Annotated in this window: 24 protein-coding genes and 1 tRNA gene; 13 read left to right on the top strand and 12 right to left on the bottom strand. The window is 74.5% G+C overall.

Annotated features, from left to right (window positions below):
• The first annotated feature begins 121 nt into the window (after positions 1-121).
• The 3 genes from ACN9MS_RS05335 to ACN9MS_RS05345 all read left to right on the top strand — a co-directional run bounded on the left by ACN9MS_RS05335 (position 122) and on the right by ACN9MS_RS05345 (position 4,290).
• Positions 122-1,654 carry an MFS transporter gene (locus tag ACN9MS_RS05335; protein WP_426311046.1) on the top strand — a complete coding sequence of 511 codons (1,533 nt, stop codon included), beginning with the start codon at positions 122-124 and terminating at the stop codon, positions 1,652-1,654.
• On the top strand, positions 1,651-2,958 hold the full coding sequence (locus ACN9MS_RS05340; RefSeq protein WP_426311047.1) for an MFS transporter: 1,308 nt from the start codon (positions 1,651-1,653) through the stop codon (positions 2,956-2,958). Before ACN9MS_RS05335 ends, ACN9MS_RS05340 begins: the two co-directional genes overlap by 4 nt.
• Positions 2,959-3,045: 87 nt before the next feature.
• A complete protein-coding gene (locus ACN9MS_RS05345) occupies positions 3,046-4,290 on the top strand; it encodes a UDP-N-acetylmuramate dehydrogenase (RefSeq protein WP_426311833.1) in 1,245 nt (414 codons plus the stop codon).
• Positions 4,291-4,372: 82 nt separating this feature from the next.
• On the opposite strand, the gene ACN9MS_RS05350 is transcribed toward ACN9MS_RS05345, so the two are convergent.
• The 3 genes from ACN9MS_RS05350 to ACN9MS_RS05360 form a co-directional block, all read right to left on the bottom strand.
• Entirely contained in the window at positions 4,373-5,389 is a 1,017-nt protein-coding gene (locus tag ACN9MS_RS05350) for a L,D-transpeptidase family protein (protein WP_426311048.1), read from the bottom strand.
• Between the two features lie 195 nt (positions 5,390-5,584).
• Complete coding sequence (locus tag ACN9MS_RS05355) at positions 5,585-5,986, bottom strand: GntR family transcriptional regulator (RefSeq protein WP_170227214.1); 402 nt, start codon at positions 5,984-5,986, stop codon at positions 5,585-5,587.
• Positions 5,973-6,950 (bottom strand): hypothetical protein, encoded by a 978-nt coding sequence (locus tag ACN9MS_RS05360; protein ID WP_426311049.1) that lies wholly within the window; start codon positions 6,948-6,950, stop codon positions 5,973-5,975. The genes ACN9MS_RS05355 and ACN9MS_RS05360 overlap by 14 nt, the downstream gene beginning before the upstream one ends.
• Before the next feature lie 132 nt (positions 6,951-7,082).
• Between ACN9MS_RS05360 and ACN9MS_RS05365 the strand changes: the two genes are divergently transcribed.
• Entirely contained in the window at positions 7,083-8,444 is a 1,362-nt protein-coding gene (locus tag ACN9MS_RS05365; protein WP_426311050.1) for an aminoglycoside phosphotransferase family protein, read from the top strand.
• A 64-nt stretch (positions 8,445-8,508) separates the two neighbouring features.
• Complete coding sequence (locus ACN9MS_RS05370) at positions 8,509-8,925, top strand: hypothetical protein (RefSeq protein ID WP_426311051.1); 417 nt, start codon at positions 8,509-8,511, stop codon at positions 8,923-8,925.
• Positions 8,926-9,027: 102 nt separating this feature from the next.
• Here the strand turns inward: ACN9MS_RS05370 and ACN9MS_RS05375 are convergent, their stop codons facing one another.
• The 8 genes from ACN9MS_RS05375 to ACN9MS_RS05410 all read right to left on the bottom strand — a co-directional run bounded on the left by ACN9MS_RS05375 (position 9,028) and on the right by ACN9MS_RS05410 (position 16,754).
• The gene (locus tag ACN9MS_RS05375) at positions 9,028-9,696 is read right to left on the bottom strand and encodes a response regulator transcription factor (protein ID WP_426311052.1); all 669 of its coding nucleotides are present in this window, start codon (positions 9,694-9,696) and stop codon (positions 9,028-9,030) included.
• Positions 9,693-11,387, bottom strand: a complete 1,695-nt coding sequence (locus ACN9MS_RS05380) for an ATP-binding protein (protein WP_426311053.1) — start codon at positions 11,385-11,387, stop codon at positions 9,693-9,695. Before ACN9MS_RS05380 ends, ACN9MS_RS05375 begins: the two co-directional genes overlap by 4 nt.
• The gene (locus tag ACN9MS_RS05385) at positions 11,384-11,731 is read right to left on the bottom strand and encodes a hypothetical protein (protein ID WP_426311054.1); all 348 of its coding nucleotides are present in this window, start codon (positions 11,729-11,731) and stop codon (positions 11,384-11,386) included. The genes ACN9MS_RS05380 and ACN9MS_RS05385 overlap by 4 nt, the downstream gene beginning before the upstream one ends.
• A gap of 51 nt (positions 11,732-11,782) precedes the next feature.
• Complete coding sequence (locus ACN9MS_RS05390) at positions 11,783-12,802, bottom strand: adenosine deaminase (protein WP_426311055.1); 1,020 nt, start codon at positions 12,800-12,802, stop codon at positions 11,783-11,785.
• Positions 12,803-12,903: 101 nt separating this feature from the next.
• Positions 12,904-13,494, bottom strand: a complete 591-nt coding sequence (locus ACN9MS_RS05395; protein WP_426311834.1) for a LuxR C-terminal-related transcriptional regulator — start codon at positions 13,492-13,494, stop codon at positions 12,904-12,906.
• Between the two features lie 74 nt (positions 13,495-13,568).
• Positions 13,569-14,894, bottom strand: a complete 1,326-nt coding sequence (locus tag ACN9MS_RS05400) for a sensor histidine kinase (RefSeq protein ID WP_426311056.1) — start codon at positions 14,892-14,894, stop codon at positions 13,569-13,571.
• Positions 14,881-15,741 (bottom strand): ABC transporter permease, encoded by an 861-nt coding sequence (locus ACN9MS_RS05405; RefSeq protein ID WP_426311057.1) that lies wholly within the window; start codon positions 15,739-15,741, stop codon positions 14,881-14,883. The genes ACN9MS_RS05400 and ACN9MS_RS05405 overlap by 14 nt, the downstream gene beginning before the upstream one ends.
• Entirely contained in the window at positions 15,738-16,754 is a 1,017-nt protein-coding gene (locus tag ACN9MS_RS05410; RefSeq protein WP_426311058.1) for an ABC transporter ATP-binding protein, read from the bottom strand. Before ACN9MS_RS05410 ends, ACN9MS_RS05405 begins: the two co-directional genes overlap by 4 nt.
• A 206-nt stretch (positions 16,755-16,960) precedes the next feature.
• Between ACN9MS_RS05410 and ACN9MS_RS05415 the strand changes: the two genes are divergently transcribed.
• The 5 genes from ACN9MS_RS05415 to rplA all read left to right on the top strand — a co-directional run bounded on the left by ACN9MS_RS05415 (position 16,961) and on the right by rplA (position 19,768).
• Positions 16,961-17,033: transfer RNA gene (locus tag ACN9MS_RS05415), tRNA-Trp, on the top strand.
• Between the two features lie 130 nt (positions 17,034-17,163).
• Positions 17,164-17,421, top strand: coding sequence for a preprotein translocase subunit SecE (gene secE / locus ACN9MS_RS05420; RefSeq protein WP_047233797.1), 258 nt, complete (start codon positions 17,164-17,166; stop codon positions 17,419-17,421).
• A 117-nt stretch (positions 17,422-17,538) separates the two neighbouring features.
• Positions 17,539-18,342 (top strand): transcription termination/antitermination protein NusG, encoded by an 804-nt coding sequence (gene nusG / locus ACN9MS_RS05425; protein WP_426311059.1) that lies wholly within the window; start codon positions 17,539-17,541, stop codon positions 18,340-18,342.
• Between the two features lie 113 nt (positions 18,343-18,455).
• A complete protein-coding gene (gene rplK, locus ACN9MS_RS05430) occupies positions 18,456-18,887 on the top strand; it encodes a 50S ribosomal protein L11 (protein ID WP_047233799.1) in 432 nt (143 codons plus the stop codon).
• A gap of 164 nt (positions 18,888-19,051) precedes the next feature.
• Positions 19,052-19,768 carry a 50S ribosomal protein L1 gene (gene rplA, locus ACN9MS_RS05435; RefSeq protein WP_389278957.1) on the top strand — a complete coding sequence of 239 codons (717 nt, stop codon included), beginning with the start codon at positions 19,052-19,054 and terminating at the stop codon, positions 19,766-19,768.
• 99 nt (positions 19,769-19,867) lie between these two features.
• Here the strand turns inward: rplA and ACN9MS_RS05440 are convergent, their stop codons facing one another.
• Complete coding sequence (locus ACN9MS_RS05440; protein WP_426311060.1) at positions 19,868-21,145, bottom strand: glycosyl hydrolase family 18 protein; 1,278 nt, start codon at positions 21,143-21,145, stop codon at positions 19,868-19,870.
• A gap of 453 nt (positions 21,146-21,598) precedes the next feature.
• Between ACN9MS_RS05440 and ACN9MS_RS05445 the strand changes: the two genes are divergently transcribed.
• From ACN9MS_RS05445 to ACN9MS_RS05455, 3 genes are all read left to right on the top strand, one after another.
• The gene (locus ACN9MS_RS05445) at positions 21,599-22,234 is read left to right on the top strand and encodes an RNA polymerase sigma factor (RefSeq protein WP_047233802.1); all 636 of its coding nucleotides are present in this window, start codon (positions 21,599-21,601) and stop codon (positions 22,232-22,234) included.
• On the top strand, positions 22,231-22,728 hold the full coding sequence (locus ACN9MS_RS05450; RefSeq protein WP_426311061.1) for a hypothetical protein: 498 nt from the start codon (positions 22,231-22,233) through the stop codon (positions 22,726-22,728). Before ACN9MS_RS05445 ends, ACN9MS_RS05450 begins: the two co-directional genes overlap by 4 nt.
• 147 nt (positions 22,729-22,875) lie before the next feature.
• Positions 22,876-24,696: a S8/S53 family peptidase gene (locus ACN9MS_RS05455; RefSeq protein WP_426311062.1), complete on the top strand. Its 1,821-nt coding sequence runs from the start codon at positions 22,876-22,878 to the stop codon at positions 24,694-24,696.
• Positions 24,697-24,700: the final 4 nt, after the last annotated feature.

Consider the following 24,700-nt stretch of genomic DNA (forward strand, 5'->3'; position numbering starts at 1 on the left):
CGATTCGAAGCGCACTCTCGTCCGTCGGATCGAATCGATTCGAGGAGGTGCTGCGCAGTCGCCGTCCGACCACCTGTCCGACCCTCGCGCCCTGGCCCGGGCACGCTGGGTCCTCCTCGGCGTGTTCGCGCTCAACGGCGTCATGATGTCGAGCTGGCTCGCGCGCATCCCCTCGGTGCGCGACGCGCTCGGCCTCACCCCCGCGGACCTCGGTGTCGTGCTCCTCGCGGGAGCCGTCGGCGCGCTCCTCACCGTCACCGCCGCCGGCCCCTTCGTCACGCGCTTCGGCGGGCGGGTCGCGTTCGGCGTCTCCGCGGTCCTGTTCGGCGTCGCGTTCCTCCTGCTCGGCCTCGGCCCCGCGACGGGCTCCGTCCCCCTGCTCGCGGCGGGCATCTTCGTCAACGGCATGGCGTTCTCGCTCGGCAACGTCCCGATGAACGTCGAGAGCGCGGGCATCGAGCGGCGGGTCGGGCGCACGATCCTGCCCCAGTTCCACGCGGCGTTCTCCATCGGCGCGGTCGTCGGCTCGCTCGTCGGTGCCGCGTGCGCCCACGCGCAGGTGCCGGTCCTCGTCCAGTTCGTCGCGACCGGCGCCGTCGCGACCGTCTGGCGACTCGCCGCGATCCCCGCGACGGTCCACGACACGCTCCCGTCGCGCGCTCCCGCGACGTCCGAGGCGCCCCTTGTGGCACCCGCCCCGGTCGAGGCGCTCGGCGACGCGGTCGTCGACGTCGAGACGGCCGGGCTCCGCGCCCGCCTCGCCCGTCGCGGCGCCCGGCTCGGGGCGGCGCTCTCGGCGTGGCGCGAGCCGCGCACGCTGCTCATCGGCCTCGTCATCCTCTCCGCCGCGCTGTCCGAGGGGTCGGCCAACGACTGGCTCTCGCTCGCCGTCGTCGACGGGTTCGCGCAGACCGAGGCCGTCGGCGCCGTCGTGTTCGGCACGTTCGTCGCGGCCATGACGGTCATGCGCCTCGCGGGCACCCGCCTCATCGACCGCTTCGGGCGCGTCGCCGTGCTCCGTGCCTCGGGCGTGGCGTCGATCGCCGGGCTGCTGCTCTTCGGGTTCGCGCCGACGCTCCAGCTTGCCGGCGTCGGGGTCGTGCTCTGGGGCTTCGGCGCGGCGCTCGCGGTGCCCGTCGGCATCGCCGCCGCGTCCGACGAGCCGCTGCGCGCCGCGAGCCGAGTGTCCGTCGTGTCCGCCTTCGCGTCCATGGCGTCCCTCGCGGCCCCGCCGCTGCTCGGGCTCGCCGCCGAGGCCATGGGCGCGCGTCACGCGCTCGTGCTCATCGTCGCCGCGATGGTCCTCAGCGTCCTCCTCGCGCGCCAGGTCACGCCGCTGCGGACCCCGGCCGCGCTCGCCGCCCGGGCGCCGCGTCCCGTGGCGGGTGCGGACGACGGTGCGGCCTCCGGGGTGGAGGATGGACCCGAGACCGACGCGGCGGTCGCCGCGGACGCCGCCGGCCGGTCGGGCGACCTCGACCAGGACGGTGCGACCGGTGCCGTCGCGGACGGGGTCGACGACGCGCGCCGCCCCCGCCGCGCGCGCCGGCCCCGCGCGACGACCCGCACCGGGACGTCCGCCACCGTCCACCGTGTCACAGCACGCCGCCCCCGAACCCGCCCGTCGCACCGCCGCGAGGAGACCTCCGCATGACCACCGCCCGCACCGACCGTCGCGTCGTCGCGCTCGCCACCTGGGCCGTCTTCGCGGTCTTCTTCCTCAACGGGTTCAACTTCGCGACCTGGGCCTCGCGGCTGCCCGCGGTCCGCGACTCGCTCGGTTTCACCGAGGCGCAGATGGGCCTGCTGCTGCTCTTCATGGCGGTCGGGTCGCTGCTCGCGCTGCCGCTGTCCGGCATGGTCGTCCAGCGGCTCGGCGCGTCGAAGGCCGTCACGCTGTTCGCCGTGACGAACGTCGTCGGCCTCGTCACCGCCGTCACGGGCGTGGCCACGGGGGAGGACGTCGTCGTGCGCGCCGGGCTCTTCCTCGCCGGCATCGGCACGGGCGTGTGGGACGCCGCCATGAACCTCGAGGGCGCCGCCGTCGAGCAGCGGCTCGGCAAGGCGATCATGCCCCGCTTCCACGCCGGCTTCTCGTTCGGCACCATGGCGGGCGCGGGCGTGGGGGCGCTCATGGCCGCGCTGCACGTCCCGGTCCAGGTGCACCTCACGGCCGCCGTCGTGCTGAGCCTCCTCGGCGTCCTGTGGTGCGTGCGGTTCTTCCTGCCGGCCGGCCAGGTGGAGCACGTCGTGGACGCGGCCGAGGACGCCGCCGGATCGGACCCGGCCGCCGCGGCGGGCAGCGGCGCACCCCTCACCGCGTCGGAGAACGCGCGCGGCGCGCTCAGTGCGTGGACCGAGCCCCGGACTCTGCTCATCGGGCTCGTCGTGCTCGCCGCCGCGCTCACCGAGGGCGCCGCGAACGACTGGGTGAGCCTCGCCGTCGTCGACGGCTTCGGGACCTCCGACGCGATGGGCGCCGTCGGCCTCGCCGTGTTCCTCACGGCCATGACCGGCATGCGCCTGCTCGGCACGGGCCTGCTCGACCGGTACGGCCGCGTCACCGTGCTGCGGCTCGGTGCGGCGCTCGCGCTCGTCGGTCTGCTCCTCTTCACGCTCTCGCCGAGCCTCTGGCTCGCGCTGCTCGGCGTGGTCGCGTGGGGGATGGGTGCGGCGCTGGGGTTCCCCGTCGGGATGAGCGCGGCCTCGGACGACCCGGCGCGCGCTGCCGTGCGCGTGAGCGTCGTCGCGACCATCGGCTACTCCGCGTTCTTCATGGGCCCGCCGCTCATCGGGTTCCTCGCCGAGCACGTCGGCTACCGCGCCGCGCTCCTCGTGATCGCGATCCCGGTCGTCGTCGGCCTCCTCGTCGTCGGCGCCACGCGCCCTCTCCCCACCGCCGCGGGCTCCGCCGGCCAGCAGGCGGCCCAGCGCACGGGGGAGACCCCCCACCGCTGACCCGGTCCACGAGCCCGAGCGCGGGCGAACTACGCTGGGGCGGTGACGTGCGAACCCACTGCCCCAGTCGACCGTGACCGGCCCGAGATCGTCCGGACCGCGCCGGGACTGCGTCCCGACGCCGTCGGTGCACCCTCGTTGGCGGAGCTGACGACGCTGCGTGTCGGTGGGCCCGCGGACCGGTACGTCGAGGCGCACAGCGAGGCCGAGCTCGTGGACACCGTGCGCGCGGCGGACGAGGCCGGCGAGCCGCTGCTCGTGATCGGCGGCGGGTCGAACCTGCTCGTCGGGGACGAGGGCTTCGGTGGCGTCGTCGTGCGCGACCTGCGGCGCGGGATCACCGTGGACGCCGAGGACTCGTGCGGCGGTGCGAGCTTCCACGCGCCGGCCGGGCAGGACTGGGACGAGCTCGTGGCGCGCGCGGTCGCGGAGGAGTGGGTCGGCGTCGAGGCGCTCTCCGGCATTCCCGGCACGGTCGGTGCCGCGCCCGTCCAGAACATCGGCGCGTACGGGCAGGAGGTCGCGGGCGTGATTTCGACCGTGCGCGTCTGGGACCGGCAGAGGTCGCGCGTGCGCACGCTCGCGCTGGGCGAGCTCGCGTTCGGGTACCGCACGTCGGTGCTCAAGCGCAGCATGCACGTGATTGTGGACAAGCAGGGCGGCGACGGTGAGGCGGACGGTCCGTGGTACCCGTCGCCGCGCTACGTCGTCCTCGACGTCGGGTTCCAGTCCCGCCTCGGCTCGCTGTCCGCCCCGGTCGGCTACCCGGAGCTCGCCCGGACGCTCGGCGTGCAGGTCGGCGACCGGGCTCCGAGCGCCGACGTGCGCGACGCCGTCCTCGCGCTCCGGGCCCGCAAGGGCATGCTGCTCGACGGCGTCGGCCCGGACGTCGCGACCGGCGCGGCGGGGGACGCCGCGCCGGGGGAGACAGGCCCGGACCACGACCGCTGGAGCGCCGGGTCGTTCTTCACCAACCCCGTCGTCCCGGCCGACCAGGCCGACCTGCTCCCGGCGGAGGCCCCGCGCTACCCGGTGCGCTCCGCGACGCCGTCCCGCACGACCGGCCCGAGCCTGGGCGAGATCGACCCGACGCTCGTCAAGACCTCCGCGGCGTGGCTCATCGAGCACGCGGGGTTCACCAAGGGCTTCGGCGTGCACGGCCCGTCGAGCCTCGCGCGCCTGTCGACCAAGCACACCCTGGCGCTGACCAACCGCGGCGGCGCGAGCGCGGAGGACCTCGTCGAGCTCGCGCGCGCGGTCCGCGACGGCGTCCTCGATGCGTTCGGCGTCGAGCTCGTCCCCGAGCCCGTCCTCGTCGGCGTCTCCCTCTGACCTTCCCTCGCTGAGTGCATGAAATAGTCGCGTCCGGGCCATGCCGGCGCGACTATTTCATGCACTCAGCGCGGGGCGGGAGTCAGTAGACGAGGACCGTCGTGCCCGGGTCGGCGTGCCAGGAGTCCCAGAGCCAGTTCATCGCGGAGTTCGCGACGCGCACGCAGCCGTGGGACGCGGGCCACGGCGGGATCGAGCCCGAGCCGTGCACCGCGATTCCGCCCGTGAAGAACTTGGGGCGCCACATGTCGCCGAGCTCGAGGCTCGACGAGTGGTTGCCGTCGACCTGCCGGCCCACGTGGAACTCGCCGCGCGGCGTGCCGGCACGGTAGGTGCGGCCCTTCGCCTCGTACGACTCGCCGTTGCCCGACGACGCGTTGACCACCGTGACCACCCGGCCGTCCTCGACGGCGAGCAGGAGCTGGCGGTCCAGGTCGATCTCGATGACCTTGCCCGACCCGCTGCGCGGCTGCGGCGTGACGCCCTCGTCGAGCGCCGCCTGCGTCGCGGGGCCCACGACGCCGTCGCGCGAGAGCCCCGCCGTCTTCTGGAGAGCCCACACGGCCTGCTGCGTGCCGCCGCCGAAGTCGCCGTCGGGCGCGCCGATGAAGTAGCCGAGGTCGGCGAGGCGCTGCTGGAGCGCGACGACGCGCTCGCCGCTCGCGCCGCGGGCCAGCTCGGCGGGCTCGGCGGGCGCGGGCGGCGGCTCGGGGGTCGGCTCCGGCGCGGGCGGGGGCGTGCTCGGCGCGGGGGTCTCGGTCGGTGTCGGGTCAGGGGTCGGCTCGGGCTCCGGCGTCTCGGCCGGCTCGGGAGCGGTCTCCGTGGGGCTAGGGCTCGCGGGTTCGGTGGTCGCGGGCCCGTCGGCGGTGGCCGACGGCGTCCGGCCCGGCTCGAGGTCCGGCAGCCCGGCCTGGCAGCCCGCGAGCACCAGTGCTGCCACCAGCGCGCCCACCGCCGCGCGTGCCGTCGTCCGCGGACGGCTCCCGGCGTTCCGTCCCCGGCCGCCACCTCGCGCGACGGTCGCGGCGCCCGTCACGGGTCCTGCTGCCGCGCGCGCCTCCGCGCCCGTCCGCGCGCCGACCGAAGCTCCGTCCTCCACCTGGTCCCCCTCGTGTGTGCTGCGGCGTCCGCCGCGGAGCACCATCATGCGCCCCGCTCCGCGGCAGGACCCCCTACGGCGGCGCCTGTCGGTGGATCGTGACCCTGTCGTGACGCGTGGCCCGTCCCGGCGACGGCCGGCACACGAGGTCGCCCGCGCGGGCGGTCCCTCGGCGGGGAGCAGCCCCCGGTCGGCTCAGCCCGCGGCCGGTCCGCCACCGGGTTGCTCGTGGAGCAGGGCCCCGCGCACGACGTCGAGGATCTCGTCGTCGGACAGCCCGGCCTCGCGGCCGGCGCGGACGAGCTCGTGCGCGGCGTGGCGCGCGGCGACGTCGGTGGGAGAGACGCCGTCGGACACGACGGTCCCGGCCCGGCGCCGCGTCGTGACGACCCCCGCCGCCTCGAGCTCGCGGTAGGCGCGGGCCACGGTCCCGGGCGCGAGCCCGAGGTCCGTGGCGAGGGCGCGGATCGTCGGGAGCCGGTCTCCGACGCGGAGGCGCCCTGCGGCGACGTGCGCGACGACCTGTCGCCTGATCTGCTCGTACGGCGCGAGACCCGACCGCAGGTCGATCTCGACGCGCAGCTCAGCCGGCGGCATGGCCGCGCCCCGCCGCGGTCGGCGCGCCCGCGTGCTCGTCCGCCCAGGCGTCCGGGTCCGGGGCGGCCCGCACGACGACCGCGACCGCCGCCAGCGCCAGGCCGACGGCGACGACCACCAGGACGACCGCCCCCGGGTAGCCCACCCGCGCCGCGGCGTTCGCGCCGATGCCGAGCATCCCCGCGGCCGTCAGCCCGAGCGCGAGCTGCGCGCCCCGCAGGACGCGGTGCGCCGACGCGCGGCGCAGGGCGACGTCCCACGCCTCGTCGACCTGCGCGACCGCCGGGCGACGCGCGACGAGACGCAGCACGCCCTCGGCACCCGCGACGACCAGCACGGCCGCGAGCGCGAGCCACACGCTGTAGAACGCGCCGGGGTAGGGGCTCGCGGTCGAGGTGGTCTCGCCCGCGACGCGCGTGACCGACCTCCCGTCGTCGCCCGCCGTGAGCGCCCCGACCACCGCGAGCAGCACGACGAGCGCCCCGAGCGACCAGGCGTGGCGACGCAGACCCCGGGGTGCGACGTCGTCGACGGTCCGCGGCCGCAGCGTGGCCGCGCGGACGGCGGTCCGCTGCCGGGGCCAGGTGCGTTCCCCGACGGCGTGCGCGCCGAGGAACGTGAGCCCGACGAGCGCGGGGGAGAGCCCCACGAGCACGCCCTCGGCGAGACCGTGGACGGCGGTCGCGGCGGCCTGGGCGACGACCGCGCCGACGAGGAGAGCCGCCGTGACCGCGGCGGCGCTCACCGTGGTCGCGTGCCGGCGGGCGGCGCGGCGCACGGGGTCCTCCTGGGCGAGCCCGTGGATCGAGGGCTCGGGCGTGCGCGTCGCCGCCCGGACGACGAGCACGACGGCGACGCCGAGCCCCACGAGCACGGCGAGGACGGCACCACTCCACAGCAGGTCGTAGCCCGCCGGGAGGAAGTGGTCGACGCCCTGCGGCTGCTCGGTCGAAGTTTGTATCAACACATCAGTACATTCCCACGGCGGCACTGGCCGGTCAAGACCTGCCGGGCGCCGGGCCGTCCGGTGCCGTGCATGAGAGGTCTCTCATGCACGTCTCACCGCCGACCCACGCGCGTGCGGTGCGCTGTGCTCATGACGCTCGCCCCTCCCGCGCCCGACCAGCGCGCCTGGCTCGACCTGCTCACCGCCCCCGAGGCGGGGGAGCTGCTCGCCGTGGCGCTCGGCGCCGACGGTGCGAGCCTCGACACGTGGCGGGTGCACCAGGTGCACGCGCGCCCCGGCGCGGAGGTCACGGTCGGGTACGACGTCGTCGCGCGCCGGGCGCTCGCGGCCCGCCCGGACGCGGCGCCCGCCACGGCCGACGCCGCCGAGTACCTGCTCGCCACGACCGCGCCCCTGTCGCCCGACGCCGTCGGCCCGGGAGTCGTCCGTCTCGCGGACGGCCCGCGCGTCGTGCACGTGTGGCGGCACCCCGCCGACCCGATGCTGCCCGGCCTCGCGGCGGCGTGCGACGCGGGCGAGCTCACGCGCCGCCTCGCGGGGGCGGGGACGCTCGCGCCCGGCGAGGCCGTCGAGTCGGTCTCGATGGTCGCGTACCGCCCGCTGCGGCGCGCGGTGCTGCGCGCGCGGACGTCCTCGCGCACGGTCTACGTCAAGGTGGTCCGCCCGGACCGGGCCCGCGCGCTCGTCCGTCGGCACGACCTCTTCCGGTCCACCACCGTGAGCGCCCCCCGCTGCCTCGCGTGGGACGACGACGGCGTGGTCGTCCTCGAGGAGGCGCGCGGTCCGTCGCTCGCGCAGCACCTCGCGGCGCTCGGCCCGGACGACCAGCCCGTCGCGATCGACCCGCGCGAGCTCCTCCGCGCGCTCGACGCCCTCCCGGCCCGCGCGACGACCCTGCGCCGCCGCCCCGCGTGGGCCGAGCGCGTCGAGCACTACGCGGCGTCGGCGCTCGCAGTGCACGGCCTCGACGCGGACCGGGTGGAACGCGTCGCGCGCGCGGTCCGGACGGCCGTCGCGACGCGCGACCCCGGGCCGGTCGTCGCGACCCACGGCGACTTCTACGAGGCGAACGTCCTGCTCGACCCGGCCGCTTCCGGCGACCTCGCCGCTCCGGCCGGCGGCGCCCGCGTCGGCGTCCTGCTCGACGTCGACACGCTCGGCCCGGGGCACCGCGTGGACGACCTCGCGTGCCTCGTCGCGCACCTCGCCGTGCTCCCGTCGCTCGCCCCGGCGGCGTACGGCGGCGTGGGGGAACTCGTCGACCGCTGCCTGGCCGTGTTCGACGAGCGCGTCGACCCCGCGGCCCTGCGGGCGCGCGCGGCGGGCGTCGTGCTGTCCCTCACGACGGGCGCGGCGTCGCGCGACCTCGCGGACGCGTGGTTGCGGGTCGCGGAGGAGCTGCTGGACGCGGCCCCCGGGACGCTCGCCGACGAGGTCGCCCCCGTTCCTGAGAGCACTCTCATCGGCGCCTCCTCGGCATCTCACGCGTGACCGAGAGGCTCGGACCATGCACGGCCGAGGGGTCGTGCGCACCATCGGACGAAGGAGAAGGATCATGAAGGCACGCAGCGCATGGATCGTCACCGGGGCGCTCGGCGCGGTCGGTCTCGGGGCCACGGTGGCCACCGCCCAGGGCGCGTTCGACGCCCCGGAGCCGGCGACCGTCTCGCCGTCGGTCCAGGTGAGCACGTCGTCGAGCACGCCGGTCAGCACGCCGACCGACGCCCCCGCCACGTCCGCGACGCCCAGCCCGACCGACGTCCAGAACGGGACGTCGATCACGACCGTCACGGCGAACACCTCCGCCTCCCCGAACACCGCGGGCTCCGCGAACACGTCCGGCTCGGCCGTGACGAGCCAGACGCCGAACACCCCCAACACGCCGCCCACGGCGAACACGGCGAACACGCCGCAGACGCCGAACACCCCGCCCAGCCCGGTCACGCCGCCGTCGCCGCAGTCGGCCGACTGATCTCGGCGCCCGGCTGATCTGCCGGACCGAGCGACCCGGCCGAACCCGGGTCTGCGGGTCACGAGGGACCACCTCGCGACCCGCAGGCCCGGGTTCGGCGCGTCAGCGGGTGGCGTCGGCGAGCCGGTACCCCATGCCGCGCACGGTGACGAAGTGCTCGGCGCCGAGCTTGTTGCGCAGGTAGCGCACGTAGACGTCGACGACGTTCGAGCCGGGGTCGAAGTCGTACCCCCACACGCGCGACAGGAGCTGCTCGCGGCTCAGCACCTGGCCCGGGTTGCGCAGGAACGCCTCGGCGAGCGCGAACTCGCGCGCCGAGAGGTCGACCTCGCGGTCGGCGGTGCGCGCGCGGCGCGTGCGCAGGTCGAGGCTGAGGGCGCCGTGCGTGAGCACCGTGACCTCGCCGGTGGGCTCGGTGCGCAGGCGCAGCCGGATGCGCGCGAGCAGCTCCTCGAACCGGAACGGCTTGGCCATGTAGTCGTCGGCGCCACCCTCGAGCCCGGCGACCGTGTCCGTGACCGACGTGCGCGCGGTGAGGATGATGACGGGGATCGGGTTGCCCGTCTCCCGCAGGCGCCGCAGCACGGTGAAGCCGTCCTGGTCGGGCAGGCCCAGGTCGAGCACGAGCAGCGCGAAGTCGCCGGTGCTGGCGAGGTCGAACGCCTCCCGCCCCGTCGCGACGGTCGTGCTGGCGTAGCCCGCGGAGCGCAGGCCCTTCGCCACGAACGACGCGATGCGGGTCTCGTCCTCCGCGACGAGGATCTGGCTCACCGGGTGGTCCTTCCGTCGGGGGCGGGGTGCGCGGGCGGGTGCGGGTCGTCCGGCCCGACGGCGGGCGGCGCGTCCGGCGCGGGCCCGGAGGTCGGCGGGGGCAGCGAGGGGGTGGCGGCCGACGGCGCGCTCGGCACGGTCGGCGCGGTGAGCGCCCCCGGTGCCTGGCCGTGCCGCCCGTCGAGCGCGGGAGCGTGCGGACCGACGGCGTCGGCCCGCGCCCCGGAGGACGGGCCCGCGACCGGGACGAGCGGGAGGTCGAGGGTGAACGTCGACCCGACGCCGGGCGTCGACGCGACGAGCACCCGGCCGCCGTGCCCCTCGGCGATCGCCGCGACGATCGCGAGCCCCAGCCCGGCGCCCTCGGGATGGGTCGCTCCGGGCGTCGTCGCCTGGGCGAAGCGCTCGAAGATCCGCTCCTGCTGCTCGGGTGCGATCCCGACGCCCTCGTCGCGGACCCACACGCGCACGTGCGCGCCGTCGTCGGACACGGCTGAGCCGAGCGCGACGACCGACCCGGGCTGCGAGAACTTCACGGCGTTCGCCGCGAGCTGGAGGAGCGCCTGGGTGAGGCGCTGCCCGTCCGCGAGGATCGCGACGTCGGCGCGCGCGTCGACGAGCCAGCGGCGGTCGCCGAGCGTGCGGACCTTGTCGTGCACGTCGTCGAGGAGACGACCGAGGTCGGTGTCGCCGGGGCGGACGAAGTCGGGGCGGCCGGCGGTCGCGAGGGTCACGAGGTCGTCCACGAGGCGGTTCATGCGGTCGAGCTCGTCGAGCGCGAGGTCGCGCGTCTCGGACGCGTCGGCGGCGTCGCGCGGGTCCATGAGCTCGAGGTGGCCGCGCACCACCGTGAGCGGCGTGCGCAGCTCGTGCCCGACGTCGTCGATGAGGCGCCGCTGCGACTCGAACGACCCCTCGAGCCGGTCGAGCATGCCGTTCACGGTGCGTGACAGGTCCGAGAGGTCGTCGTTGCCGGTCACGGGGATGCGGGCGGACAGGTCCGTGTCGCCGATGCGCTGCGCGGTGCGCGAGAGCGTCCGGATCGGCTCGAGCAGGCGTCCCGCGACGACCCAGCCCACGACGCCGATGAGCACGAGCGCGCCGAGCGCGACGACGGCGTAGGTCCGGAAGACCTGCGCGAACTCGGCGTGCTCGGCCGAGCGGTCGTAGGCGAGCACGAGCGCCGCGGGCGCCTGGCCGGGCGACGCCCCCGCGCCGCCGATCGCCTGCACGGGGGCGACGAGGGCGCGGTAGTCCGCCGTGGCGGTCCGCGGGGAGCGGAGCACGACGTCGTCCCCCGCGACGAGCGGCGCGAGCGCGGCGACGAGCTCCGGGTCCTCCTCGAGCCGCAGCCGCACGTCCTGCTGGGAGACGAGCGGCGTGCGCCCCTCGCGGAGGCCGAGGATGCCCTCGTTGTGGGCGGGCACCGTGAGCTGGATCGAGGCGACGACGACGTCCTCGGCGGACGTGAACGGCTCGCCCGTGACGGGGTTGACGCCCGAGGCCGCGAGCGTCTCGAGCTCGTTCGCGCTCCGGGTGAGGCTCTCGTCGATGCGCGCGTCGATCTGCCCGCGCTGGAGGAACCAGGCGGCGCCGCCCGCGAGCAGCAGCGCCAGGGCGGAGAGGCCGAGGAACGCCGCGAGCATGCGGGTGCGGACGGTCAGCCCGGCGCGCCGCTCCCGGCGGCTCATCCGTCGCCCTGGTCGGAGCCGCTGCGGTCGTCCCCGTCGTCGTCGGACCCGTCGTCGTCGCCCGACCCGTCGTGGTCGTCGTCGTCATCGTCGTCGCTCGACGGCGGGGCGGGCGTCACACGGTCGTCATCGTCATCCTCATCGTCACCGTCGTCGTCGGGCGAGGTGGTCGGCGACGGGTCGCCGGTGGCCGTCGGGGCGGGGTCCGTGGGCACGGGCGTCACGACCACGGCGCCCCCGACCTCCCGGTCCTGAGGGCGCGAGGCCAGCGCGCCGGCGGCGGCCGCGCCCCCGAGCACGAGCACGAGAGCCCCCACGAGCCACGCGACGGTCCGACGAGTCATGAGGCCAGTATCGGAGAGCAGGATGAGACGCACATGAGAAGGTGGCGGCCGTCAGCCCGCTGCGAGCCAGTCGTCGACGCCGGTCAGCAGACGCTGCTTCGTGCCCTGCGACGCCCGGCTCGCCCGGATCGACGACCGCGCGAGCGTGGCGAGCTCGTCGTCGGAGAACCCGTGCTCGTGGCGCGCCGTCTCGTACTGCGCCACGAGGCGGGACCCGAAGAGGAGGGGGTCGTCCGCGCCGAGCGCGACGCGGGCCCCGGCGTCGACCAGTGCCCCGAGGGGCACCTGCCCGGCGTCCTCGTAGACCCCGAGGGAGACGTTGGACGCGGGGCACACCTCGAGCGCGATCCCGCGGTCCACGACGTCGTCGAGCACGCGCCGGTCCTCCGCCGACCGCACGCCGTGGCCGAGCCGGTCGGGGACGAGCTCGCGCACCACCTCGTGCACGTGCGCCGGTCCGAGCAGCTCGCCGCCGTGCGGCACGGACGCGAGCCCGGCCCGCCGTGCGATGGCGAACGCGCGCGCGAACTCCGCCGTGTCCCCGCGGCGCTCGTCGTTGCTCAGGCCGAACCCCACGACCTCGCCCGCACCCTCGCCCGCGTACTGCGCCGCGAGGCGCGCGAGCGTGCGCGCGTCCAGCGGGTGCCGCATGCGCGACGCCGCGACGACCACCGCGACCTCCGTCCCCGTCGCGGCGCTCGCGGACCGCGCCGCGTCGAGCACGATCTCCACCGCCGGGGTGATGCCGCCGACGAACGGTGCATACGACGTCGGGTCCACCTGGATCTCGAGCCGGCCCGACCCCTCGGCCGCGTCGTCCTGCGCGGCCTCCAGCACGATGCGGCGCATGTCGGCCTCGGAGCGCACGCACGCGCGCGCGGCGTCGTACAGGCGCTGGAACCGGAACCAGCCGCGCTCGGTCGGCGGCAGCCGCAGCGGGTCGCCGTCGACGAGCGCGTGGGGGAGCCGCACGCCGTACTGCGCGGCGAGGTCGCGCAGCGTCTCGGGGCGCATCGACCCGGTGAAGTGCAGGTGCAGGTGGGCCTTGGGAAGCGTCGCCAGGTCTCGCACACGGGGAGTCTGTCACGCGGGCCGGGCCGCCGCCGTCGGGCACGGGCCGGGTCGCGACGGTGCCCGCCCCCTGCGCGGGCACCGGCACGCCCGACGTCGGGTCAGGTCCCCGTGAGGAACCCGCGCTGCATGGCGACCGTGACCGCGGCGGTCCTGTCGTCCACGCCGAGCTTGGCGAACGCGCGGAGCAGGTGGGTCTTCACCGTCGCCTCCGCGATGAACAGCTCGCTCCCGACGGCCGCGTTCGACAGCCCGCGCGCGACGAGCCGCAGCACCTCGATCTCCCGGTCCGTGAGCCGGTCCGCGCCGCGGACCGACGTGACGAGCCGGGTCGCGACGCTCGGCGCGAGCACCGTCTGCCCGCGCGCCGCGGCCCGCACCCCGGCGACGAGCTCGTCCCGCGGCGTGTCCTTGAGCAGGTAGCCGGTCGCCCCGGCCTCGACCGCGCGCAGGATGTCCGCGTCGGTCTCGTACGTCGTGAGCACGACGACGCGCGGGCCCGCCGCCCCGCCGCGCCCCGCGCCGCGGCCCGGCGCACCGACGATGGCGGCCGTCGCGCCGACGCCGTCGAGCACGGGCATGCGCAGGTCCATGAGCACGACGTCAGGTGCCAGCTCGCCCGCGAGCGCGACCGCCTGCTCGCCGTCGCCCGCCTCGCCGACGACCTCCAGGTCGGGCTCGGCGGCCAGCATGCCGATGATGCCCGAGCGCACGACCGGGTGGTCGTCCACGACGAGCACCCGGACGACGCCGTTCCCGGCCGGGCTCACCGTGCGTCTCCCGTCCGCACCGTCGCGCTGGTGCCGGTGGACGGTCCGTCCGGCGACGCACCGGCGGGCAGGCGGACCGCGACGCGCGTCCCGCCGCCGGGGGCCGGACCCACCTCGAGGCTCCCGCCCTCCGCGGCCACGCGCTCCCGCATGCCCCGCAGGCCGTAGCCCTCGGTGAAACCGGACGCGTCGGCAGGCAGGCCGCGCCCGTCGTCGGTCACCTCGAGCACCGTCCCCGCGCGGTCCTGCCGGAGGTCGACGCGCACGGCCGCCGCGTCCGCATGGCGCCGGACGTTCGTGAGCGCCTCCTGGGCGGAGCGGAGCAGCACGACGTCGTCGGCGCTCGACAGGCGCAGGGCCTCCGGCGCCGTGAGCGCGACGCGCGTCCCGGTCTCCTCGGCGAACCGGTCCGCGAGCCGGCGCAGCGCCTCGCCGAGCGTGCCGCCCTGGAGCGGGGCCGGGGCCGAGGCGGCGACGAGCGCACGAGCCTCGGCGAGGTTGTCGCGCGCCGTCGACTCCACGAGGGCCAGGCGCTCGCGCGCCGCGTCCGGAGCGCCCCGGTCGAGGTCGGCGCTCGCGGCCTGGGCGAGCATCACCACGCTCGTGAACCCCTGGGCGAGCGTGTCGTGGATCTCCTGGGCGACGCGCTCGCGCTCGGCGAGCACCCCCGCCTCGTGCGAGGCCCGGCCGAGCTCGGCCTGCGTGGCGCGCAGCTCGTCGACGAGCCGCGCGTGGCGCTCCGACTGCCGCAGCGTGTGCGCGGTCCACAGCCCGAGGCTCAGCGCGAACGCCAGGGCGACGCCCATCTGGGGCGCGGCGCTCGCGAGCTCCTCGGGCTCGACCCGCCCCGTCTGCGGGTCGAACGCGAGCGCGAGCGCCGTGCCGGCCGCGAGCGCGACGCACAGCACGACCTGGGCCCACAGGTGCTCCGACAGCATCCAGATCTGCGTGAACACCGCGAACAGCAGGAGCGTGCCGAGCGCGTCCTGCCCGACGACGACGAGCGTGCACGCGATCGCGACGACGAGGTAGAGGTGGGCCGGCACCTGGTCGCGGGTGCGCGCCGCCCGGCGCCCCCAGGCGAGGTAGGCCACGAGGATCGTCGCGACCGCCGCGAGGGACACGAGCAGCGCCCTCCCGCTGACGCCCGCCGTGAGGAGCGCGAGCGCGCTGAGCACGACGATGACGTAGAACGCCACGTCCCACCAGCGCACGTCGCGGGCCCACGTGCCGTCGAGCTGGGCGGTCGCCGCGTCGGCGGACGTCCCGTCGACCACCCCCGCGACCGCCCCGCCCGGCGACGGCGTCTCAGCCGTCGTCACGGCGCCGCCACCGGAACGACCGCGCACCCACCACGAGCCCCACGACCAGCCATGCGACCAGTACAGCAGCGGTCGCGCCGTGCTGCCACGACCCCGACGGCTCGAGCGCCGCCGCCTGCTCGGGGAGGAACACCGAGCGCATGCCCTGCGCCATCCACTTGAGGGGGAACAGCGACGCGACGGTCTGCATCCAGGACGGCAGCGCGAAGAACGCGAAGAACACCCCGGAGATGAACTGGAGCACGAGCACGACCGGCGTGACGACCGCGGTCGCGGACTTGCCGGACCGCGGCAGCGACGAGAACGCCACGCCGCACACCGCGCCCGCGGCGCACCCGAGCACGAACACCCACGCGAACGTCGCGAGGCGCGCTCCGCCGTCGGGCATCTCCCACGGCATGGGGACGTCGTAGACCGTCGCGGCGAGCGCGAGGAGCAGCCCGGTCTGCACGACGGACGTCAGCAGGACGAGCCCGACCTTGCCGTAGAAGTACGCGGACGGCGGCAGCGGGGTGGAGCGCAGCCGCTTGAGCGAGCCGTCGTCGCGCTCGACCGCGATCGAGATCGCGAGCGACTGGAAGCTCGTGAGCATGACGCCCGTCGCGATCATGCCGGGCAGGAAGTACTGCGCGAACGGCACGGAGTACCCGGCCGTGCCCTGGTCCTGCCCGTCGAACACCGTCGCGAAGATCGCGAGCATGATGAGCGGGTACGTGAAGATGAAGATCACGGCGTCGCGCTCGCGGAAGAACGCGCGCAGCTCGGCGCGGGTGCGCTCGATCCCGAGCCGTCCGGCGCCGGGCAGGGCGGCGGGCCGGGCGGAGCGCGTGGGCCGGGCGGTGGTCACGGGCGGGCATCCTCGGGGACGACGGCGGTCGTGCCGTCGGGTGTGGGGTCCTCGGCGGGTGCGTCGAGGGATCCGGGTGCGGTCGTGCGGGCCGGCGCGGCGGCGGGCGCCGTGGCCGGCTCGCCGATGAGCTCGAGATAGACGTCCTCCAGGCTCGGGCGGGTCACCGCGAGGCCGGGGACCTCGCCGTCGGGTCCCGCGTACCGCGCGGCGAGGGACGCGACGAGCGCGGTGGGGGAGTCGGTGCGCTCCGACCGCCAGGCACCGTCGTCGAGCCAGCGGACCTCCGGCCGGCGCGCGCCCGGGCCCCCGAGGCGGTCGGGCGCGTCGAGCGCGACGACCCGGCCCGCGCGCACGACGGCGGCGCGGTCGGCCAGGTGCGCGGCCTCGTCCAGGTAGTGCGTGGTGAGCAGGATCGTCGTGCCGTCCTCTCGCAGCGAGCGGACCAGCGCCCAGAACGCGCGGCGGGCCTGCGGGTCGAACCCGGTCGTCGGCTCGTCGAGGAACAGCAGCTCCGGACGCCCGACGATGCCGAGCGCGACGTCCAGCCGCCGCCGCTGGCCGCCGGAGAGCTGGCGCGTGCGGGTCCGGGCCTTCTCCCGCAGCCCGACGGCGTCGATCACCTCGTCCGGGTCGCGCGGCGCGGGGTAGAACGTCGCGAAGTGCCGGACGATCTCGGCGACCGTGAGCTCGGCCTGGTCCCGCGAGTCCTGGAGCACGACGCCGATGCGCGAGCGCCACGCGCGGCCCGCGGTCTGCGGGTCCTCGCCGAGCACGCGGACCTCGCCCGCGTCGCGGCGTCGGAAGCCCTCGAGGATCTCGACGGTCGTGGTCTTGCCGGCGCCGTTGGGTCCGAGGACGGCGAAGATCTCGCCGCGCTCGACCCGCAGGTCGACGCCGTCGACCGCCTGCTTGGCGCCGTAGCGCTTGCGCAGGCCGCGCACGTCCACGGCCGGGCCGCTCGACCCGGGACCGGCGGTGCGGGAGCCGGTGGGGAGGGGTGTCGTCGTCATGGGACCAGCCTGGCGGCGGGGTCCCGTCGCCCGCGACGGCCGTTCGTCCGGACCTCGTGTCCACCGATCGGTGGACGGCGGTTCGACCAGGGGCCTCGCGTCGCGTACAGTGATCCCTCGGTGGTTGACGCCCGCCACGCTGGTCCGCGCCCGTGAGACGTGTTTCGTCCCGGGGCCGGGGGCTCGTACGGCGTCGTCGAGCACGAAGGGTAGTGGCGCAATTGGTAGCGCAGCGGTCTCCAAAACCGCAGGTTGCAGGTTCGAGTCCTGTCTACCCTGCACGGCGTGGCTCTCGTGGGACCTTCCCGGGAACCGCGCGCGGCCCGGCACCGGGTCGCACCGAGGGTTCGAGCAGGTCCCGTACGTGAGCGATGGGGAAGAACGAGTGAGCGAATCGCCGTCAGAGGCCGTGGGTGCAGGCGGCGCACGCGCCGACGAGGTGAAGAAGAAGGGCGGTCCGTCCGCGGACAAGAAGCCCAACATCTTCGCGCGCATCGCCCTGTTCGTGCGCCAGGTGGTCGCCGAGCTCCGCAAGGTCGTCACGCCGACGCGCTCGGAGCTCATCACCTACACGACGGTGGTCCTGGTCTTCGTGGTCGTGGTCATGGCATTCGTGACCGTGCTCGACCTCGGGATCGGCAAGGCCGTCATGTGGGTCTTCGGCTAGCGAGCGCACCTCCGCCCGGTCACGCCGGGCCTCACCACGGCAGCCGGCGCCCCTCGGGGCGCCGTCGGCGCTTCCAGAAGAAGTCATCGAGCAGTTCGTCAGAAAGCAGGTTCGTTCGTGTCCCAGGAGTCGCTGGACCAGACGGAGAACGTCGACCCGACGCAGCCCGAGGGTGCCCAGGACGACGTCGAGGAGACCACGGACGTCCCGGCGGTCGACGAGGCTGACGAGACGGTCGACGAGGACGCCTCGGACGAGGACGCGTCGGACGACGAGGCGTCGGAGGACGAGCGCCCGGTCGACGAGGACGGCGACGTCATCGAGGACCCGGTCGCGGAGTTCAAGCGCACGCTGCGCTCGCAGCTCGGCGACTGGTACGTCATCCACTCCTACGCGGGCTACGAGAACCGTGTGAAGGCCAACCTGGAGAACCGCATCCAGAGCCTGAACATGGAGGACTACATCTTCCAGATCGAGGTCCCCATGGAGGAGGTGGCCGAGATCAAGAACGCGCAGAAGAAGATCGTCCGACGCGTGCGCATCCCCGGCTACGTCCTCGTCCGCATGGACCTCACCGACGAGTCGTGGGGCGCCGTGCGCCACACGCCCGGTGTCACCGGCTTCGTCGGCCACACCCACCAGCCCGTGCCGCTGACGCTCGACGAGGTCTTCTCGATGCTCGCGCCGATGCTGGCACCCGCCCCGGAGCCCGGCAAGCCTGCCCAGGCCACCGCGAAGGCTCCCGTCGAGGTCGACTTCACGGTCGGCGAGTCGGTCACCGTCACGGACGGACCGTTCGACACGCTGCCCGCCACGATCTCCGAGATCAACGTCGAGAACCAGAAGCTCAAGGTCCTCGTCTCCATCTTCGGCCGGGAGACCCCGGTCGAGCTGTCGTTCAACCAGGTCGCCAAGATCTGACGCGAACCGCACGGCACAGGCCGTGCGGTTCGTGAGCGCAGCACCTCAGGAAACACTGCAACCGGGTCATCGCCCACGGCGTCGGTCCACGAGAAGAAAGACAGGGAAGAGTCATGCCTCCCAAGAAGAAGGTCTCCGGCCTCATCAAGCTCCAGATCCAGGCCGGTGCGGCGACGCCCGCTCCGCCGATCGGCCCCGCGCTCGGTCAGCACGGCGTCAACATCATGGAGTTCTGCAAGGCCTACAACGCGGCGACCGAGTCGCAGCGCGGCAACGTCATCCCCGTGGAGATCACGGTCTACGAGGACCGTTCGTTCACGTTCGTGACGAAGACCCCGCCGGCCGCGGAGCTCATCAAGAAGGCCGCGGGCGTGCAGAAGGGCTCGGCCACGCCGCACACCGTCAAGGTCGCGAAGATCACCGCCGACCAGGTGCGTGAGATCGCCCAGACCAAGCTCGAGGACCTCAACGCGAACGACCTCGACGCCGCGTCGAAGATCATCGCCGGCACGGCCCGCTCGATGGGCATCACCGTCGAGGGCTGACGACAGACCACGTCTGTCCCGGACGCTCGAGGCGCCCCGGACGACGAACCGAGGCCGGCACGCACCGCGTGCCGGCCTCGGGCACGACGTCGATCCGCACCTCGCGGACGACGGTGGCAGGGTCCGCGCGGACCCGCTGACCACGACTGCAGAAGGAGAAGCAGATGGCAACGCGCAGCAAGGCGTACCGCAACGCCGAGGAGAAGATCGACCGCGAGCGTCTCTACGCGCCGCTCGAGGCGGTCCGCCTCGCCAAGGAGACGTCGTCGGTCAAGTACGACGCGACCGTGGAGGTCGTCTTCCGCCTGGGTGTCGACCCGCGCAAGGCGGACCAGATGGTCCGTGGCACGGTCAACCTGCCCCACGGCACGGGCAAGACGGCCCGTGTCATCGTCTTCGCGAACGCCGCGAAGGCGGAGGAGGCCCGTGCGGCCGGTGCCGACGAGGTCGGCGGCGACGACCTCATCGAGAAGGTCGCCGGTGGCTACACCGACTTCGACGCCGCCGTGGCGACGCCGGACCTCATGGGCAAGGTCGGCCGCCTGGGCAAGGTGCTCGGTCCCCGTGGTCTCATGCCGAACCCGAAGACCGGCACCGTGACGATGGACGTGGCGAAGGCCGTGTCCGACATCAAGGGCGGCAAGATCGAGTTCCGCGTCGACAAGCACGCGAACCTGCACTTCATCATCGGCAAGGTCTCGTTCGACGAGAAGGCGCTCGTGGAGAACTACGCGGCGGCCCTCGAAGAGGTCCTGCGTCTCAAGCCGTCGTCCTCGAAGGGCCGCTACATCACCAAGGCCACGCTGACGACGACGATGGGCCCCGGCATCCCGCTGGACCAGTCCAAGACGACGAAGCTGCTCGAGGACGACGCCGCCTGACGGCAGTCCTCCCGCGGGTGGTCCACACCCGCACCACGCACGACGGCGCGGCACCCTGCGAGGGTGCCGCGCCGTCGTCGTCTCAGCGGGAGGACCGGGTCAGCAGGCGCCGAGGTCCTTCCAGACGCCCCACTGCCCGCTCTGCGTCGGGTTCTCGTTCGTCGTCCACCACTTCGCCTCGTAGGTGTGGCCCTGGAGGGAGACGCGGTTGCCGCCCGTGTACACGGCGGACGCGGACCACGCCGGGGCGGTGCAGGTGCCCGGGTCCGTGGGGTCGGTCGGGTCCGTGGGGTCGGTGGGGTCCGTCGGGTCCGTCGGCGTGGTCGGGCCGCTGGCCAGGCGCGAGCCGATGACGGACGCGACCTGGTAGCTGTTCGTCTTGTCCCAGTTGATCGACCAGGTCATGACGCCGCCGATCTTGCCGTACGGCTTCGCGGGCTTGAAGGCTCCGCAGCCGGTGCCGACCTCGAGGCAGTCGACGGCCTTCACGACGTTGGCGAGCGGCTGGTAGCCGCCCCCGGCGGCCTTCTGGACCGCGGGCACGCCGATGCCGACCTGGTCGGGGCGCAACCCCATCTCGAGCTGGATGCAGGTCAGCGCGGTGAGGAAGTCGACGGTGCCCTGCGAGTAGACCTGCTGGTTGCAGCCCATCATCGAGCCCGAGTTGTAGTACTGGGTGTTGACGATCGTGAGGATGTCCTTGATCGCCAGGGTGAGCTGGTAGTACCCCATGCTCGTCGCCTGGTAGTCGATCGTCTGCGGCGCCATCGTCAGGATGAGGTTCGGACCGACCTTCGCGGAGAGCTGGTGCAGCGCGCTCGACATGTACGTCGCGTTGATGCCGTGCTCGAGGTCGATGTCGACGCCGTCGAAGCCGTACTTCTGCATGAGCCCGTACGCGGTGTCCGCGAAGTTCTTGGCCTCCGTCGCGTTGGAGACGATGACGTTGCCCTTCTCGCCGCCGACGGAGAGCACGACCTTGCGGCCCTGCGAGCGGATCGTCGCGATGTCGGCCTTGAACTGGGCCTCCGTGTAGCCGCCAAGCTCCGCGCTGGAGAGGTTGAACGTGATGCCGCCCGGCGTGCCGGTCAGGTTGTCGGCGAAGGCGATCGCGACGAGGTTGTACGCCTGCGGGATCTCCGACAGGCGCATCGTCACCGAGCCGTTGTCGAAGTTGTGCCAGTAGCCGGTGAGCCACTGCGTGCTGCCCGCCGCCGCGGCGGCGGGCGCAGCGACGGCCGGCGCGGGCGCCGCGGTCGCGGGCGCGGCGGCGAGGGCACCGCCCGCGGCGACGGTCGCGGCGGCGGCGATGGTGGCGAGGGCGCGCAGCGCGCGCCCGGTGCGGCCGCGCGTGCGGCCGGAGAGGACTGTTCTCACGGAAGTGCTCCTCGTGCTCGGGCGGGCCGCGACGTCGCGCCCCGCCGGTCCGCACCCGCGGTGGGTGCAGGGGTCGTCTGCACGCTAGGAGCCCGCGCCGCGCCGCGGCATGAGGGATTCCCCGGCAGTTCCCGGGCCTCGCATACGGGGGAACACCTAGACGGCGACCCCGCCGGACGGCGATCCTGAGCCTGTAGGCGGCGTCGCGCAGACCCGTGGGCGACGGATGTATCAGACGGGCGGCCCGGCCCTCTTGTCCGGGTGGAGGAGTGTCGGCCCGACGCTCCGACTCGCGTGTCGAAGGAGCGAGATGGGACGCAGCCGCACGAGCCAGGAGGGGTGTGACCAGTGACGATGGTTGTCGACCCCACCGGCCCGGCCCTAGAATCAGGCGCTTCCGGGGACCCCCCGCTGATGCCTGACCGGACGAGCGCGCCGAGGACGGTGCCCCCCATGACGAGAACGACCGACGAGGTGGCCGACACCGACGAACCCGGCTTGAGCCTGGGGGACCGGGGTGCGTTCGCACTCCTCGAGTACCGGGACGGTCGCCCCCACGCCCTCGGCGAGTTCGTCCGCGAGGCGACGCCGCTGCTGTGGCACACGGTGCGCGCCCAGGGCGTCGAGCGCGAGCAGGCCGACGACATCGTCCAGACCGTGTGGGTCGCCCTCGTGCGCAACGCGATGACCATCAAGGAGCCGCACGCCGTCCTGAAGTGGCTGCTCATCACGGCCAAGCGCGCCGCGTGGGAGGCCGTGCGCAAGCACCGCGACGAGGCGAAGCGCCGCACCGAGCTCCCCGACGACACGGACGAGGGCGTGCCGGAGCTGCCCTCGGGAGACCCGACGCCTGACGTCGAGGTGCTCCGCAACGAGCGCGACCGCACGCTGTGGGCCGCGCTGGACCAGCTGCCGGACCGCTGCCGGCGGCTCCTGCGGCTCGTGTCGCTCGCCGACCGACCCGACTACAAGGCCATCTCGGCCGCGATCGGCATGCCCGTCGGGAGCATCGGCTCCACGCGCGGCCGCTGCCTCGCCAAGCTGCGCGACATCATCGACGACCAGGGGGAATCGTGGGAAGCATCATGAGCACCGAGCCGACGCACAGCCCCGACGAGCCGCTCGACGCCGTCGACCTCGCGCTGCTCGCGGAGCTGGCGCGCATCGCCGAGGAGATCGACCCCGTGCCCGACGGCCTCGTGGAGCGGTCGCTGTTCGCGATCACCCTCGCGGGTCTCGAGGCCGAGGTCATGGAGCTGGAGTACGTCCAGGTCCCCGAGATGTCCGTGCGGGGCGACGCGCCACCCGTCGAGGCGCGCACCATCACGTTCACCTCCGAGTCCGTCACGGTCATGATCTCGCTGTCGCCGACCGACGACGGCCGCATCCGCATCGACGGCTGGGCCGCCCCGGCGACGGCGCTGCGCGTCGAGCTGCACCGCCCCGGGTCCGTGAGCGAGACGACGAGCGACGGCGACGGCCGCTTCGTCTTCGACGCCGTGGACCGCGGCCCGGCGAGCCTCGTCGTGCGCCGTGCCGACGGTGCCGGCGGCGCCGTGAGCACCCCGGTCATCGAGCTGTAGCCGTCGTCGTGCCGCGGGCGACCTCTCTCGCCCGCGGCGCGACGACGTCCCGACCCCCATTCCTTCCGCGCCCCCGCGCGCGAGCCGCTGTCCGTCGACGACGACGCCCGCGGCACCGACTGAACGTCATCCCTCGAGGAGGAGCACGTGAGCGAGACCCCAGACCAGCCCACCGAACCGACGCCGGAGGGCGGTCGGTACTACGGCGACCGTCCGAGCCGGCTGCAGTGGCGCACCCGGACCATCGACCCCGTCTCGGCGCCTCGTCGCGCGGGGAAGCCGTCTCCCCACCCGACCTGGTACGTCGGTGACCGGATCCTCGTCCCGGAGTCCCCGTTCGACCGTGAGGGAAACCGCTCGCTCCGGTGGCTCGAGGCTGCCGCGGAGCGACGCGGCCTCCGGGTCGACGTCCAGGAGGAGAGCCTCCACGACGCGGAGCTGGTGCGCCGGGCAGGACTGGACCGGGAGACGACGGCGGACCTTCTTCGCGTCTTCGGATACTCGGTCCGCCTGACGTACCGGGACGACCGCCAGGGCGAACTGCCTGACGCGTGGTCGTTGATCGAGGAGCTCCAGGGCAGGCTGTGCCCTGACGACAGGTGCAGCCCTCGCCTCGCGCTGGACCACATGATCGCGCCGTCGCCGTTCATCGGCGGCCAGCCGTACGTGCAGCCCTTCCCCTACACGCAGGGGCTGCCGTACACCCAGGGTCTGCCGTACACGCAGGGTCTGCCCTACACCCAGGGTCTGCCGTACACGCAGGGTCTGCCCTACACCCAGGGCCTGCCCTTCGCGGGCACGGCCGAGTACGCGGCGGCGGGGTCCGGGGGCCGTACACCGGTCAACTGGGTCGGTCCCGTCCCGCGGCGCGCGCTCGGCCCGTCGGACGACCGCTTCGTCGGGTCTGACGGGACCCGCCGCCCCGTGGTCGCCGTCCTCGACACCGGTGTCGGAGCACACCCCTGGTTCGACAAGGACCTGGAGCGCCGTGGGCAGATCGTGGACCGCGAGCCGATGCTGCTCGGCGAGCCGCTCTCCGTGCTGCCGGAGACCGAGTACGCCTACGAGGACCCGGAGATCGGAGGCGTCTCGGTCGCGCCCCTGACCGGGCCGCTGGACCCGGTCGCGGGCCACGGGACCTTCATCGCGGGGCTCGTGCACCAGAAGTGCCCCGACGCGGTGATCCTCGCGCCGCGGCTCTACGGGGGGTCGGGGGTCGTCCCCGAGCGTGAGCTCCTGCGGTCGCTCCGCCGCCTGCTTCTCTGGCACGTGCTGGGGCTCGTCGGCCGACCGGACTACGCGCCCGTCGACGTGGTCGTCCTCTCGCTGGGCTACTACCACGAGCGCCCGGAGGACGCGGCGTTCGACGCTCCGTTCGGGGCCCTGCTGAAGGCCTTGCGGCGCTACGGTGTCCTGGTCGTCGTGTCCTCCGGCAACGACGGGCAGACCCGCCCGAGCTACCCTGCCGCCTTCGCTCCCCGTCTCGACCGCAAGCAGGTGCCGCCGGTGCCGCTGCCCGGCGAGAAGCTGCTCCGGGACGAGCCGCCCGTCCTGACCGTCGGTGCGACCAACCCTGACGGGACGGTGGCGCTCTTCAGCAACGACGGTCCGTGGGTCACCTGCACGCGACCCGGTGCCTCGCTCGTGTCCACCGCTCCGACGACGATCGACGGCGCCGTGGCACCGTCGCGCTCGGTCGACGAGCTCTGGGGGCCAGGACGCCGGGCCACGATCGATCCGGAGGGCTTCCAGGGAGGGTTCGCGGCATGGAGCGGTACGTCGTTCGCCGCGCCGGTCCTGGCCGGGGAGCTCGCGTCGCATCTGCTCGACGCCGCGTCGGGACGACCGGACCCGGACCCGGAGCTCTCCGCACCGGGCGCCGGAGACCCTGCGCGGTGCGCCTGGTTGTGGGGTGCCATTACCCTGTCGACGGGACTGGTCCCGACCGAGGAGCAACCGACGGGGTGAGGGT

The sequence above is a fragment of the Cellulosimicrobium sp. E-16 genome (assembly GCF_049913115.1).
In the GTDB taxonomy this organism is placed as follows: Bacteria; Actinomycetota; Actinomycetes; order Actinomycetales; family Cellulomonadaceae; genus Cellulosimicrobium.